Origin of the sequence: Rhizobium mayense (assembly GCF_030272705.1) — a bacterium.
In the GTDB taxonomy this organism is placed as follows: Bacteria; Pseudomonadota; Alphaproteobacteria; order Rhizobiales; family Rhizobiaceae; genus Rhizobium; species Rhizobium mayense.
The window spans coordinates 61,757-75,187 of the sequence record NZ_JARFYM010000031.1; the positions used below are offsets into that span (position 1 = coordinate 61,757).

Genomic DNA, 13,431 nt, shown 5'->3' on the forward strand with positions numbered 1-13,431 from the left:
CTTCATTCCCCGGCGCGCACGGCCAACTCAGACGCATAACGATCCAGCATCAACGCCGCCTCGAACGGAACCCGGGCCCCTTTTTGGGCGCCATACCCGAAAGGCAATGCCGGGGCGATCCTGTCGTCGGCGGTAACAAGATGTCTTGGGTGAGAAGGCTTACCGATATAGTATCCCTGCACCCAATGGGCGCCGCCCGCCTGCGCCGCCTGCAGGAATTCCTCGTCTTCGACGCCTTCGATTACCACCTGCGCGGCAAGCTGCGATGCCAAAGCGACGAGCCTCAACAAGAACTCGCCCCCGAAAGGGCCGCCGACGGCCTCCTTGAGGAAACGGCCATCGATCTTGATAATGTCCGGCTGCAGCGCCATGGCCTGATGGATCGAGGTGAATCCTACTCCGAAATCGTCAATCGCCACCATGCAGCCGAGCGCCTGCAGCCGGAGGAACAGCGAGCGGGCTGCGTCGACATCAGGCAGAGCTGCGGTCTCGGTCACTTCGATGACCAGCCGGTCCGCAAGCTGGGGTTCGGCTGCGAGGATGCCTAAAAGGGAAGTCCAGTATTCGTCTTCGACCGCGCTCTGTGCGGAGATATTGCAGCCGAGCCGTACGGACGGCGACCGACGCAAGGCCGAAATCGTCTCTAGAACGACGGCACGGTCGAACAGACGCGATAGCCCGAGTTGTTCGATGGCGGGCAGAAACTCTGCGGGGGTGATAAGTTTCTGCCCGCCCGTCGGCGCAGCGATACGCGCCAAACATTCGTCGTAGAACAACTCGCTGTCATCGGTGGCGCGAATGGCCTGCCTTGCGAGAACGAGCCTGCCCGCCGCGACTGCCTCGTAAACGTCGACAGCCTGGGCCATCATTTCCTTGTAGCGGTCACCGACAATTCGCCCATACGGGGCAGGCTTGAACGAACAGACTGCATCTGCGCCGCCGGCAACCGCAGACAAGGCCGCTAGAACGGCGACACCGTCCACCACTAACGGTTTGCTGCCAAGCGTCACCAGAAGCGTTTCGGTTCCACCGTACCCACCGGACGACACAGCCGGTTGGGCCGCTCCATCCGCAACGAGAAACCGGTCGCTGCCGCGCATCAGGACAGAGATCCCCTCACTCTTGAGAAGAGCAGTCGCCCGAGCGCAAAGGCGGTCGAGGACCGCGTTTGCGAAGTCCTCGCCATAGGCAATTGAGATATCCAGAAAGTTCTGGAAACACAGCACGAGGGGCGAATCAGCATCCGTTGCACGCTGGTAGGCGGTGTGAGAGGTACCGACGATCATAAGATGCCCTTTATATTTTTGTTGGCAACGCCCGCGGAACCGAGTCCAAGACGAGTGACTCGAATGGGCGCGATGCCGGTTGGCGTCGCGGATCTCTTGGAAATGTTTTTAGAGGAACCTCTCGCGCTGGTGATGCAAAAACCACTTGGCCATGATCGGGCGGCCGCCAGAACGACGATTCCGTTCTTGGGGACTTTAATTACGCTCATTCATTTCCCCCCAATGCCTTCTCGAAAAAAGCAACCGACGCTTTAGCACGTCATTGTTTTCGATGTGCCGCACAACCTTGCTGCAACTTGTGGAACAAATCCATGGGCTTAGGACCAATAGCCTGGCCGCCGGGACTTAGGTCCGGTCACAGGCGGGACCTTGGTCTGATGGAGAGCAAAGAACGGTGAGGGCGCACAATGTCAGGGCAGCGATCAAATCCTGCCGCACAGATGGGCCGGAGATATGACACGTTCCAGGAGGATTCCGTGGTGTCCGCCGTCGGTACGCACAACAGCTTATGGTGTCACCTGTGTGCAATCGATTGGAGATAATGAAGTGGTCAGATAGTTGGTTTGGCTTAGGCATTTATCGAGGTTGAGATGAGTAATCGGGCAAATAAGATACTTCCCCACCATCGGTTTTCGCATTCTCTCGGAGCGCCTCTGGCTCGGGTGCAGGGAGAGATAGCGCATGTGTTCGAGGCCCCTGAGAACCACCACGGTGCAAACCATCAACACTTCACGGTGAAGATCGAAACCGTCCTGAAGTTTGAAGGCGGCGACGCCGATATCAATGGCCAGACAGTTTTCGTTGCCGTTCGTTTCGGCGACAACGAAGGGCTCGACCATGAGATCCCCGATCTGAAAGCAGGCGAACCCATCGAGCTGCAGGGCGAGTATATTTCTATCGCGTCCGCCTATCCCACGGAAGACAATAGCAACCCGGTACTGCCAGTCCTGCACTTCACGCACCATCCGGTGGGTTACGTGGTGTATGAAGGGGTGCACTATAGCTGACGTGGTTGCCGGCCAGAGGCCCGTGAGGATGTCTTCGGTCGTGCCAGCCAAGCTTGACTCACCCGTCATTTTACCGTGGGAATACAATATTGCGTCTGGTCTCTGCGGTGGAAAGGCTAATCGTATGAACGAATTTGGGTCGCTTCGCTTCATGCGCTTTTTTATGACGATTTTTATCGCAACGATCACCATGGCCTTCTTGCCGGCATCCACCGTTCTTGCGCTTGATGCGGTTACCCAAGTGAAAGCCTCAAATGGCCAGATCGACAAGCTCATTAGGACCCTGCATCAGAGCTACGACGGCGCTGAGAACCTTCGCGAGCGGCGTGCCGCTTTCGAAAGGCTCATGGCGTCAACGCCGGATCCGACGCGCGTCCAGATCCGCAATGTCAATGCCAACGGTGTCGAGGCCGATCTGATCTGGCCCGCACGGCTGCACCATCCGATTGGCCGGCGCGCGATCCTCTATCTCCATGGAGGCGGATACTATAGCGGCTCCCTGAGGACGCACCGGAATATAGCGGGCTCACTTGCGAAGGCCGCGTCGGCCGATGTCCTACTGGTCGGTTATCGTCTGTTGCCGGAACATCCGTTTCCAGCCCAGATCGATGACGCTCTGGCTGCCTATCGTTGGCTTCTATCTTCGGAATATAGGCCTGAGAACATAGTGATCGTTGGAGATTCCGTAGGCGGAACCCTGGCCATCGAGGCCGCCCTTAACCAACTTCGGATGAATGGACCTTTGCCGGCGGCCGTGGTTGCGATGAGCCCGGTGACCGATTTCGCCGGTACAGGGGCGAGCATGACCACGAACGCCGAGAATGATCCGTTCATGGGCAAGACCGAGCTGGAGGTCATCCGCAACGCCTATATTGGTGGCGGATCCCCCACCGATCCCGAACGATCGCCGCTCTACGCCGATATGACAGGCTTTCCGCCGCTGCTCTTGCAGGTTGGTTCGCGGGAGACGTTGCTCGATGATACGCGCCGGCTGGAAGACAAGGCACGCAAGGCAGGGGTCGACGTGACCACGGAAGTTTGGCCGGGCATGATTCACCAATGGCAGATCTTCCCGTTTTGGGTAGACGATGCGCGCAAGTCGAACGCAAAAGTCGCCGCATTTGCGATTGCTCACTTTGCGGACCGGCCCGAAGAATAGGCATCGCAATCAATGCTCACGGCAGGCCGACAGAAGCCTGCCGCGCCGGTGACGGTTGTTTTCAGGCACGAGGTCAGTGCGGTGGTTTGTCGTCGCGCCTTATCTTTTGCGCATCCAGATAGCCGTGCTCGAATGCCTTGGCGCGACTGCTATCTTCGGGATAGGGATTTTTTTCGGCTGCAGCCTCCCTTTTGCCAGCTTCAGCTCCACGCTCGTAGGCGGCCTCATCGTCGTCCTCTGGGTCGGCATCATTCTCAAGATTCTTCCTATCCAGCTCGGGCGGCTTCACTGAGGGACGCTGAATGGGATTTGGCAGCCCCGCTTCCGGCGCGGGCATCGGGGGTGATGTCGGATCATATTTTGCCATGGTTTTTCCTCCGTTGAGAAAACGCTATGGCACCGTCGTGGTTCCCTGATGATCCCAACGCGCCTCGTCATGTCGCCACTTTTCAAAAGCAGCTTGGACCGCAGGTAAAAACGCATCGCGAAAACGGCTTCGATATCCATGATCGCCGCCGACACGGCTTTCAGCTCTCACCCGTCTTATCGATCCAGCTTGAGGGAAAGCTGCAAGCCACGCGGCAATGGCGGCAACGGTCGGCTGATGTCGACGCGGCGTTTCCAGGCGGCGCGCCGTTCTTGTTCGCGTTCCCGAAGCGCCTTCGAGACCGCTACAAAGGTCATGGCGCGTTCGATGACTTGTTCCGATTTCGTCATGGATACCTCCATTTGTTCACTATATGTTCTCATAATGAATCGCAACAGTCAAGCCGACGCTAAAGTCTTATGCAGATGGGAACCATTGCGCACGCTGGGACAGAGCCGAGGCCGAGGCGGCCCCGAATCCAAAGCGGGGGTCGGTCTCAAGCCACTTCGATTTTGAAATCTACCTCTTCCCACCGCTGCGTATCGGTCCAAAAGAGTGTGAAGACGATCGTGCACGGGTCGAGCGTCTTCGTCGGCAGGTCGCAGACATGTGTGCCGAAGCCCGTATCGTGGCACGGGCTGTCGGTGAAGCTTGCCCAGCCGTCCGTAGACCAGTGCACAAGGGCGGGCTCGGGCAGCTCGATGCGCAGGGTGCGGCCCGCCGGCATTCGCGCGCGCTTGGCAGTCGGCCGCCAGGCGAAAGGCGCGAGTGCCGGCTTTGCGCCGACGTAGCGGGCAAAAGTCTGCGGCGGCATATCGAAGATTACCCCGTCGCGGATCGAGCGTAGCAGCTTAATGTGTTCCGCATGGGCCCAGACCAGGGGCATGGCGCTGCCGGAGGGGCGGCCGAGAAAAAGCTCACGTTCCGGTATGTCGTCGCTGTCCCAGATCTGCTCGGGCAGGAGTCCGCCCTCGCTTGCCGAGGCTTCCAGCGCAGCGAGCAGGCGCCGCGCCTCGTCCGGTCGCCCGGCGGCGAGCTCATAGTGGGCGCGCTCGCCGGTCAACAGCGGCCAGAGCCTGCCGACGCCGCTGCCGGCGAAGGGCGCGCCGCCGATGCGCTCGCCGTAGCCATCGTCATTGTATCGGTACCAGTAGGGTCCGGAGGGAAGGTCGCGCCGCAATTCCGCGTCGATCGCGGCGACGGTGCCGAGGATGCGCGGATCGTCGGCGGCCCTGAGGCCGAAGCGCACCAGCGCCAGCGCATCGGGGCTCAGAAGCAGGTCAGCCTCCACGACTTCGCTCGCGTCATCACGATTGCGGATCGGGATGAAATCGCGCCCCAGCGATGAGCTACTGTCCGTGGCCGAGGCGATGCGCACGTAATAGCCCTCGATGCCGAGACGGCGCGACAGTTCCGTATCGGTGGCGTATGTCCACTCCTCTATGCGCTCGTTCCAGCCGTCGGCCACTTCGCGCAGATACTCCGCCGCCGCCAGCCGACCGCCCGCTTCCACGGCGTCCGCCGCCGCGAGCAGTCCGGCGATCTCTACGGCGAGCGTGAACGGCGAATAGCCGGCATCCTCCTCCCAGCGATCCTGTTGGGTGGCAGGACCGTTTTCGATGATATAGGCCGCAGCGGCCTCGATCATTGGTAGATATCGGCCGCTCTCCGACGCGCCGATCGTGCCGGTGCGCAGCAACATGTCGTAGAGCAGGATGGGAAAGGCCGTCTCGTCCATCTGGATGCCATGCCAATAGGGCCGGCCGTCGAGCCAGGCATTCTGCACCCAATGGCCGTCCGACTCTTGGATCGCCGAGAGATAGTCAAGCACGGAGCGTGCGTCAGCCTTGGCGCCGGCGGCAAGCAGCCCGCCGGCCGTTTCCACCAGATCGCGCGTCCATACCAGGTGATAACCGCCAAGGTCGTCGTCGCTCTTGTCAAAGCCCCACGGAATGGAAAGGCTGGCGATGATGGCGCCGGAGGCATCGTCGCGGTGGGTGGCGAGCACGCCGGTACTGACGCGGTAGCGGTTCAGCTGGGCGGGATTATGGGGCTCGTCCAGGGCAAGCAGGCTGGCCTGCCACTCCCGCCAGCCGCTGCGATAATGCTTCAGTGCCGGCTCGACGCCCTGTTCCAAGCTGAGGACGGCACGGAAGGCAGCCTCCTCCGGCTGCGTGCCGAAGCCGATGGCGATCAGCGCCCGCCCTTCGTGTGCGCCAATGTCGAGTGTCCCCGACAGTGCGACATTGCCGGACGCGGCGTAGCAGTACTCCTCCTTCAGCCCTTCGCCGCGCGACAGCATCTGCCAGCCATCGGAGAAGCCGACATAACCGACAGAACGCGCAAGCCAGGGCACGGAGGCAGCAACCGCGAGTACCCGCCCGGAACCCTCGGCGAAGAGCATCGGCCTGCCTTTGAAATCGCCGTACCAGCCGGTGTTGTCGGCACCGCCGTTGACGAGATGCGGTGCCACGAGGGCATGCAGCCTGTAGTCGGAGAGATTGCCGATGAGCGCCTGGAAGCGGACGTCCTGCAACACGACCTCGCGCTCCGGGTCCGAAAATATGGTTTTGGTGATACGGTAACGACCGTCGCGGGCGGTATTGACGAGGCGGAAGGCCGGAACGCCGTCCTCGATCGCCTGCACGCGATGATCGGCGTCGCGCTTCTCCTCGGAAAAATAGCCGTCAGCCGTCACGATGAAACCGAAATCACGGACGCAGGCCATATCGAGCCGTGGCGCGTAGATCTCGTTGAGGATGCCATGGCTTGCCGTGAACCAGACATTGCTCGCCGCGCTGACGGCAGTACCGACCGCGCTTTTGTCACTTGAGGTCCAGCGGGGTTCGATGCCGGGGGCACCAGGCGGGTTTATGGAACCGGGTGGCAGTGTCGGATAGGCCAATTACTGATCCTCCGCTTAGTATGCGCTTCCTCTTCGGTGAGCCATCCTGGATTGAATTTAAGCGATCCGCAATACGCCTGGGCTTGACAGACAGCGTCGATCTTGCGCCCGATGGAGCGTGGAACGACTGAGGGCACTGCCCGGAGAGGAGCGTGAGGCATGGCTGACATAACCGAAGCACCCGCAGCGGAGCAAACACGCCACCATGGTAAGCCGAAGAAGGGCGCCACGCCGGCCGTCCGCACTGTGCTTGCCGTCGATATCGGCGGCTCGCATGTGAAGGTGGAACTCAGCAGCGGCAGCGAGCGACGTGCTGTCGCATCGGGGCAGCAGATGACGGCGGCCAAGATGGTGGCGGCGTTGCGCGATCTCACGGCCGACTGGCACTATGACGTTGTCGCCATGGGATATCCTGGACCCGTTGTCGCCCACCGCGCCGCGGCCGATCCGTTCAACCTCGGGCCGGGATGGAAGAATTTCGATTTCGAAGCAGCCCTTGGCCGGCCCGTGCGGATGGTCAACGACGCGCTGATGCAGGCGATCGGCAGCTACGAGGCGGGCCGCATGCTTTTCCTCGGCCTGGGAACCGGCCTCGGCTCGGCCCTGATCGCCGAGAACGTCTGCATGCCGCTGGAATTGGCGCACATGCCCTACCGGAAGGCAACTTTCGAGGACTATGTCGGTGAACGCGGCCTCGAGCGTCGGGGCAAGGGCAAATGGCGCAAATCGGTATTCGACGTTGCCGAGCGCTTGGCCGCGGCTCTGCTGCCGGACTACATCGTCATCGGCGGCGGCAATGTCGACCGGCTCAAAGATCTGCCGGAGAAGTGCCGGCGCGGCAATAATGACAACGCCTTCCGTGGTGGTTTCCGGGTGTGGCTGGACGACAGCCTGCGCATTTGAACGAGAGCGAAACAAGCGAATTTGACGGCATCGACAGCTGAATTGCCTTGTGCGTCATTCATCTTCTGTCTTCTAGACTGAAGGTCAATCAACACGCCCTGTGCATATGCTCTGGCGACGGTGCCTGCTCAATCTGCAATGTTGCGTGCCCGATCTCGAAGCGAGTATTTATCTCGTCCGCAACGCGCTCGATGAACTCGTCGCCGGGATGACCGTCCGGCAGTACGAGATGGCAGGTCATGGCAGTCTCGGTCGTGCTCAAAGACCATACGTGCAAATCGTGGACGTCTGCGACGCCCGGTAGTTCGTGCAGGAAAGTGCGCAGCCTGCTAAGATCCACGTTTGGCGGAACAGCACCCAATGACATGGAAATCGCCCCCGTGAGCAGGCTCCAGGTGCCGCGGACGATCACAATGCTGATGACCAACGTCATAAGAGGATCGACCCATGACCAACGGGTCACCAGAATGACCAGGCCGCCGCCGACCACGCCGAGGGAGACGAGAGCGTCGGCCGCCATGTGTAGATAGGCTCCGCGGACGTTCAGGTCTCCTTTCCGTCCGGAAGCGAACAACCAGGCGCAGAAGCCATTCAGCACGATGCCGCAGGCGGCGACGATCATCACGGTACCCCCTGCCGCGGGCTGCGGTTCCGCGAAGCGCCGTATCGCCTCCCACGTCAAACCTCCCGTCACGACGAGCAGGAAGATGGCATTGAACAGAGCGGCTAAGATCGATGTTCCACCAAGTCCGTATGTGAAACGGCTCGTCGGTTTCCTCCTTGCAAGGACAACCGCCGCCCAAGCGACTGCAAGTCCGAGCGCGTCCGACAGATTATGGCCTGCGTCGGCAATCAACGCGACCGAATGTGCGAGCACGCCGTAGACGACTTCGATGACCACGAAGGCGGCGTTGAGGGCGATGCCGAGCGCGAAGGCCTTGCCGAAGTTTTGCGGCACGTGCGCATGCCCGAATTGGCCATGATCGTGGCCGTGGTCGGCTGCATGGCGGGAATGGCCATGATGATCATGGTCGTGGGTATGGGTCATGGCAGTTTCTCTCGATGACCAAACACCACTAATCCCTCTAGCCGCTAGAGGTGCAAGGAGAATTTTTATTTCCGTGCCTACAACCAGATCGCCGAAGATTCTCCCGAGGCAGGGCCGTCGTCGCTGGCGACTTGCCGCCATGCGGCCGATCTCGGGATGGGAGAGGCAACGGCTGCAAGGTGCTCTATAGAGAAGCTGCGCTTCCTTCGAGACACGGTGGTGACAAATACAGGCCAATTCTTAACTGTTGTATCTGGCTGGACTTGATGTCCGCCAGCAGCGGCGGTGCACTATAGAAGACGGAAAACTAGGCGGCGCACTGGAACAAAACTTGGAAGATATCGTTCCATTCTGTTGGCTTCACTCGGAGTAGTGTCGATGTCACCGCGTGCGCAATGGAAGGGCTATTTGCAGTTCGGTCTGGTGACGTGCCCGGTGGCGCTTTATACCGCGACGTCCACGTCCGAGCGTGTGTCTTTTCACACCATCAATCGTGCGACGGGCAATCGTGTCCGGCGTGAATTTATCGACAGCAGCACCGGAAAACCCGTAGGGCGTGAGGATCAGGTCAAAGGCTATGAAGTCGGCAAGGATGACTATGTGATCTTTGAGCAAGACGAAATCGCCGCCGTTGTCCCAGGAAGCGACAAGACGCTTCATCTCCAGGCATTCGTCGCATATGCCGATATCGACGATGTTTATTTCGACAAGCCCTATTATTTGGCGCCGAGCGATCGCGGCGGCGAAGAGGCGTTTGCGCTGATCCGGGCCGGCATGCAGAAAAAGAAGGCGGCGGCTATTGCGCGCACGGTTCTTTTCCGGCGTTTGCGGACTTTGTTGATCCGCCCCTACGACAAGGGCCTGATCGCGACGACGCTGAATTACGATTATGAGGTCCGCTCTGCAGACAAGGCTTTCGAGGATGTGCCCGACATCAAGATCAAGGGCGAAATGCTCGATCTGGCGAAGCATATCATCGCCACGAAAAGCGGGACGTTCGACGCGCAAGCGTTTGACGATCGCTATGAGGCCGCGCTCACGGAACTGATCAAGGCGAAGCTTGAGGGCCGCAAAATTACCATCCGCAAGGAGCGTAAGCCGGAAAAGGTCGTCGATCTCATGGAGGCACTTCGCCAAAGCGCCGGCGTCAGTGGAGAAAAGAAGCGTGCCCCGAAACGCACTGCTTCCAATGCTTCGCGTCAGCGAAAGGCCGGTTGATCCATGGCGCTTGAGACCTATCGCGAAAAGCGCGATTTTTCAAAGACATCCGAACCCAGGGGACGCAAGCGCAAGGCAGCAGCGCATAACAGTTTCGTCATCCAGAAACATGCAGCCCGCCGTCTGCACTATGATTTTCGCCTGGAGCTTGACGGCGTCCTGAAGAGCTGGGCGGTTGCAAGGGGACCGAGCCTGGTTCCAACGGACAAACGCCTGGCAGTCCAGGTTGAGGATCATCCGCTCGAATATGGCGATTTCGAAGGCACTATTCCGAAGGGCGAATATGGCGGCGGCTCGGTCATCGTCTGGGATCGCGGCACCTGGGAGCCGGATGGCGATCCGCACAAAGGCTTGGAAAAGGGCCACATCGAACTCGAACTGCACGGAGAGAAGCTCCACGGCCACTGGCATCTGGTCCGCATGGCAAGGCGTCCTCGGGAGAAAAATGACAATTGGCTGCTTATCAAAGGCGAGGACGACGCGGCCCGCCCCGAGGGCGCGGATGACATTCTCGAGGAGCGGCCGGAATCGGTGAAGACCGGCCGACTGATCGAGGAGCTCGAAGGAGAGCCGCCCGGATGGTCTTCAAAGACGGGCAGGATCAATCAACCCAAGCGCACCGCGGTGAAAATTGCGGCTGATCCCTCTTCCGTGAAGAAGGCCAGGACGTCGCCCTTACCCGATTTCGTCGAGCCGACATTGGCGATGCTGACGAAGAAGCCGCCGAGCGGCAAGCAATGGCTTCATGAAATCAAGTTCGACGGCTATCGCCTGCAGGCCCGCATTGAGCACGGCCGCGTCAGATTGCTGACGCGCAGCGGCCTCGACTGGTCGGACAAGTTCGGGAAGGAACTTATTACAGCGCTCGCCGCGCTTCCACTCAAGGCGGCACTTTTGGATGGCGAGCTGGTGGTCGAGACCAGTTCCGGCGCATCGGATTTTGCAGCCCTCCAGGCCGATCTTCGTGACGGCAGGACCGATCGTTTCGTCTTCTATGCCTTCGATCTCCTCTATCTCGACGGATATGATCTGCGCGCCGTTCCCTTGGTGGAAAGAAAGAAGATACTGGAGAAAGTCGTACCTTCCGGGACCAGCAAAATCCGTTTCAGCAGTGATTTCGATGCCGATGGCGACCTGGTACTGGAGCATGCCTGCCTTCTCGGCCTGGAAGGCATCGTGTCGAAGCAAGCCGACGAACCCTATCGCTCTGGCCGTGGCAGAAGCTGGCTGAAATCGAAATGTTCCTTCCGGGAGGAGTTTGTAATTGCGGGTTATGTACCGTCTTCGACGGCGCGCAAGGCGATCGGCTCTCTCTCACTCGGCATTTTCGATAAGGGCAGGCTGCAATATGTCGGCCGCGTCGGCACGGGATTTACCAACAAGGTCGCGGAGGACCTTTATTCTCAACTCGAAAACATGCGGACGGACAAAAGCTCGTTTGATAAACGCCTCAGTGCCGATGAGGCGCGCGGCGTCCGTTTTGTCCGTCCGGAACTGGTTGCCGCAATCGAGTTCCGCACGTGGACAGGGGATGGTCTGCTGCGACACGCCGCGTTCCGCGGTCTACGCGAGGACAAGCGGGCGACCGAGGTTATTCGAGAGCCCTCCATCGCCGCGGGTAGGGAACCAGAACTGCCGAAGCGGACAGTCATTCTCACGCATCCCGACCGTCTCTACTGGCCGGACGAGGGCGTCACCAAGGAAGGTCTCGCCGATTATTACACTGATGTCTGGAAATATATGGCGCCGTTCGCCGTACAGCGGCCACTGGCTCTGCTGCGTTGCCCCGACGGCATCGGCGGCCAGCACTTTTTCCAAAAGCATGCGTGGAAAGGTCTGAACGAAAACATTGTCGTCATCCATGACCCGAAGGACAAGGACCACACTCCACTCGTCAGCATCGATGGTCTCGATGGCTTGCTCGGTCTCGTGCAGGCGGGTTCGCTGGAGCTCCACCCCTGGGGCAGCACGATCGCCGATTGGGAGCATCCCGATATCATCATCATGGATCTCGACCCCGGGCCTGGCGTGCCCTGGGAGCGAGTGATCGAAGCGGCGGAGGAAACGCGTGCTCGCATGAACCAGGCCGGCCTGGAAGCCTTCGTCAAGACATCAGGCGGTAAGGGCCTGCATGTCGTGTCGCCATTGAAACCATCGGCCGACTGGCTCGTCGTCAAGGCTTTCACGAAATCCATCGCCGACCAGATGGCGGCCGATAGCCCGGCGCGCTACGTCTCCACCATCACCAAGTCGAAGCGGCAGGGCAAAATCCTGATCGACTACCTGCGCAATCAGCGCGGCTCAACGGCAGTGGCGCCCTATTCGACGCGAGCGCGCCCGGGGGCTGCGGTCTCGATGCCCTTGACTTGGGACGAACTTAGTCCTGCGATAGGGCCAGCCTATTTCACGGTCAATAATGCGCCCACTCGACTCGCGGCCCTTCGATCTGATCCTTGGGAGGATTTTCGGTCGGCCGCTGTTCCATTGGAACAACCGAAATCAAGGAGACGCAGAGCCTAGCGCGTGGCTTTCGAGGCGGCGGCGACGCTCTTTTTCAATGTGTCCATGATGTTGATGACATTGCTCGGTGGCGTTTCGGCCTCGGGCTTGGTTTTGGCCGCCGGTTTCCGTCCCTTCTTTTTTGCGGCGATCAGATCGTGCAGCTTGTCCTGCACCGGATCGCTCGCCATCGATGGTGTCCAGGGCTTCGTCTGCTCGTCGATCAACTGCAGGACAAGCGACATCAAGGACGGATCGGCCTTGTCCGCCTTGATCGTTTCGAAATAGGCCTCCTTATCGCGGACCTCGTCGCCGTAACGCAATGTCCATAACACGATGCCCTTGTCGCGGGGCTCAAGCATGACGGCCCGTTCGCGGCGATACATCACCAATCGGGAGATGCCGACTGTCTTGGTCGCGGCCATGGCGTCGCGGATGACGCAGAAAGCCTCTTCGCCGACGGGATCGTCGGGGGTCAGGTAATGCGGCTGGTCGAGCCAGATCCATTCGATAGAGTCGCGCGGTGCGAAGACATCGATATCGATCGTGCGGGTGCTTTCGAGCGCGACGGACTCCAGTTCGTCGTCTTCGATCAGCACATACTCGCCCTCGCCACGCTCATAGCCTTTGACCTCGTCGTCTTCCTTCACCACCTTGCCGGTGACGGAGTCGACATATTGGCTGACGACGCGGTTTCGGGTTTCGCGATTGAGGGTGTGGAAACGGATCTTCTCATTTTCCGATACAGCCGGCGCCATCGCGACCGGGCAGGTCACCAGCGAGAGCTTGAGATAGCCTTTCCAGAAAGAACGCTGAGCCATGCTTTGATCTCCCAATTTCACATCGGAACGGCAGGCTTGACGCTTTGTTCCATCTGACGATCCATCGCCAGTCGCCGTGGTCAGGGCAACGGCCGGAAAACACTATTCTTCGAAGGTTCAATGCCTGGGGAGCAAAGCCTGCATCCCGCTATTTTTCAAGTTTGTTACTGTAACGTACTTACAGTTTCCGGTGCATTTGCTCATGCTTTGCTACAGCA

The 13,431-nt window shown here is 59.9% G+C and carries 11 protein-coding genes; 5 read left to right on the forward strand and 6 right to left on the reverse strand.

All coding sequences use genetic code 11. From position 1 onward, the window contains the following. Window positions 1-2 precede the first annotated feature (2 nt). On the reverse strand, window positions 3-1,286 hold the full coding sequence (locus tag PY649_RS27175; RefSeq protein WP_285871977.1) for an EAL domain-containing protein: 1,284 nt from the start codon (window positions 1,284-1,286) through the stop codon (window positions 3-5). 683 nt (window positions 1,287-1,969) lie between these two features. Here PY649_RS27175 and PY649_RS27180 point away from each other — a divergent pair. Both PY649_RS27180 and PY649_RS27185 read left to right on the forward strand, forming a co-directional pair. Then, complete coding sequence (locus PY649_RS27180; RefSeq protein WP_285871979.1) at window positions 1,970-2,293, forward strand: hypothetical protein; 324 nt, start codon at window positions 1,970-1,972, stop codon at window positions 2,291-2,293. Between the two features lie 163 nt (window positions 2,294-2,456). Next, window positions 2,457-3,452: an alpha/beta hydrolase gene (locus PY649_RS27185; protein ID WP_432761416.1), complete on the forward strand. Its 996-nt coding sequence runs from the start codon at window positions 2,457-2,459 to the stop codon at window positions 3,450-3,452. Window positions 3,453-3,525: 73 nt separating this feature from the next. Here PY649_RS27185 and PY649_RS27190 read toward each other — a convergent pair whose 3' ends face one another. The 3 genes from PY649_RS27190 to PY649_RS27200 all read right to left on the reverse strand — a co-directional run bounded on the left by PY649_RS27190 (window position 3,526) and on the right by PY649_RS27200 (window position 6,724). Next, on the reverse strand, window positions 3,526-3,819 hold the full coding sequence (locus PY649_RS27190) for an Sf3a2-prov protein (protein WP_285871981.1): 294 nt from the start codon (window positions 3,817-3,819) through the stop codon (window positions 3,526-3,528). Window positions 3,820-3,995: 176 nt separating this feature from the next. Then, window positions 3,996-4,169 carry a hypothetical protein gene (locus PY649_RS27195; RefSeq protein ID WP_166656944.1) on the reverse strand — a complete coding sequence of 58 codons (174 nt, stop codon included), beginning with the start codon at window positions 4,167-4,169 and terminating at the stop codon, window positions 3,996-3,998. Window positions 4,170-4,315: 146 nt separating this feature from the next. After that, the gene (locus PY649_RS27200) at window positions 4,316-6,724 is read right to left on the reverse strand and encodes a glucan 1,4-alpha-glucosidase (protein ID WP_285871982.1); all 2,409 of its coding nucleotides are present in this window, start codon (window positions 6,722-6,724) and stop codon (window positions 4,316-4,318) included. Window positions 6,725-6,883: 159 nt separating this feature from the next. Between PY649_RS27200 and PY649_RS27205 the strand changes: the two genes are divergently transcribed. Continuing rightward, complete coding sequence (locus tag PY649_RS27205; RefSeq protein WP_285871983.1) at window positions 6,884-7,627, forward strand: ROK family protein; 744 nt, start codon at window positions 6,884-6,886, stop codon at window positions 7,625-7,627. A gap of 88 nt (window positions 7,628-7,715) precedes the next feature. Here PY649_RS27205 and PY649_RS27210 read toward each other — a convergent pair whose 3' ends face one another. Beyond that, on the reverse strand, window positions 7,716-8,675 hold the full coding sequence (locus PY649_RS27210; protein ID WP_285871984.1) for a cation diffusion facilitator family transporter: 960 nt from the start codon (window positions 8,673-8,675) through the stop codon (window positions 7,716-7,718). Between the two features lie 372 nt (window positions 8,676-9,047). Here PY649_RS27210 and ku (PY649_RS27215) point away from each other — a divergent pair, with 372 nt between their 5' ends. Both ku (PY649_RS27215) and ligD read left to right on the forward strand, forming a co-directional pair. Then, a complete protein-coding gene (gene ku / locus PY649_RS27215; RefSeq protein ID WP_285871985.1) occupies window positions 9,048-9,893 on the forward strand; it encodes a non-homologous end joining protein Ku in 846 nt (281 codons plus the stop codon). A 3-nt stretch (window positions 9,894-9,896) separates the two neighbouring features. Next, complete coding sequence (gene ligD, locus PY649_RS27220; protein WP_285871986.1) at window positions 9,897-12,413, forward strand: DNA ligase D; 2,517 nt, start codon at window positions 9,897-9,899, stop codon at window positions 12,411-12,413. On the opposite strand, the gene ku (PY649_RS27225) is transcribed toward ligD, so the two are convergent. Then, window positions 12,410-13,213, reverse strand: a complete 804-nt coding sequence (gene ku / locus PY649_RS27225) for a non-homologous end joining protein Ku (RefSeq protein ID WP_285871988.1) — start codon at window positions 13,211-13,213, stop codon at window positions 12,410-12,412. The genes ligD and ku (PY649_RS27225) overlap by 4 nt on opposite strands. Between the last annotated feature and the right edge of the window lie 218 nt (window positions 13,214-13,431).

Excerpts from the sequence above, each read along its gene's own strand:
- PY649_RS27175 (WP_285871977.1), bottom strand. The coding sequence starts at position 1,286 with ATGATCGTCGGTACCTCTCACACCGCCTACCAGCGTGCAACGGATGCT.
- PY649_RS27185 (WP_432761416.1), top strand. The coding sequence starts at position 2,457 with ATGACGATTTTTATCGCAACGATCACCATGGCCTTCTTGCCGGCATCC.
- PY649_RS27190 (WP_285871981.1), bottom strand. The coding sequence starts at position 3,819 with ATGGCAAAATATGATCCGACATCACCCCCGATGCCCGCGCCGGAAGCG.
- PY649_RS27195 (WP_166656944.1), bottom strand. The coding sequence starts at position 4,169 with ATGACGAAATCGGAACAAGTCATCGAACGCGCCATGACCTTTGTAGCG.
- PY649_RS27205 (WP_285871983.1), top strand. The coding sequence starts at position 6,884 with ATGGCTGACATAACCGAAGCACCCGCAGCGGAGCAAACACGCCACCAT.
- PY649_RS27210 (WP_285871984.1), bottom strand. The coding sequence starts at position 8,675 with ATGACCCATACCCACGACCATGATCATCATGGCCATTCCCGCCATGCA.
- ligD (WP_285871986.1), top strand. The coding sequence starts at position 9,897 with ATGGCGCTTGAGACCTATCGCGAAAAGCGCGATTTTTCAAAGACATCC.
- ku (WP_285871988.1), bottom strand. The coding sequence starts at position 13,213 with ATGGCTCAGCGTTCTTTCTGGAAAGGCTATCTCAAGCTCTCGCTGGTG.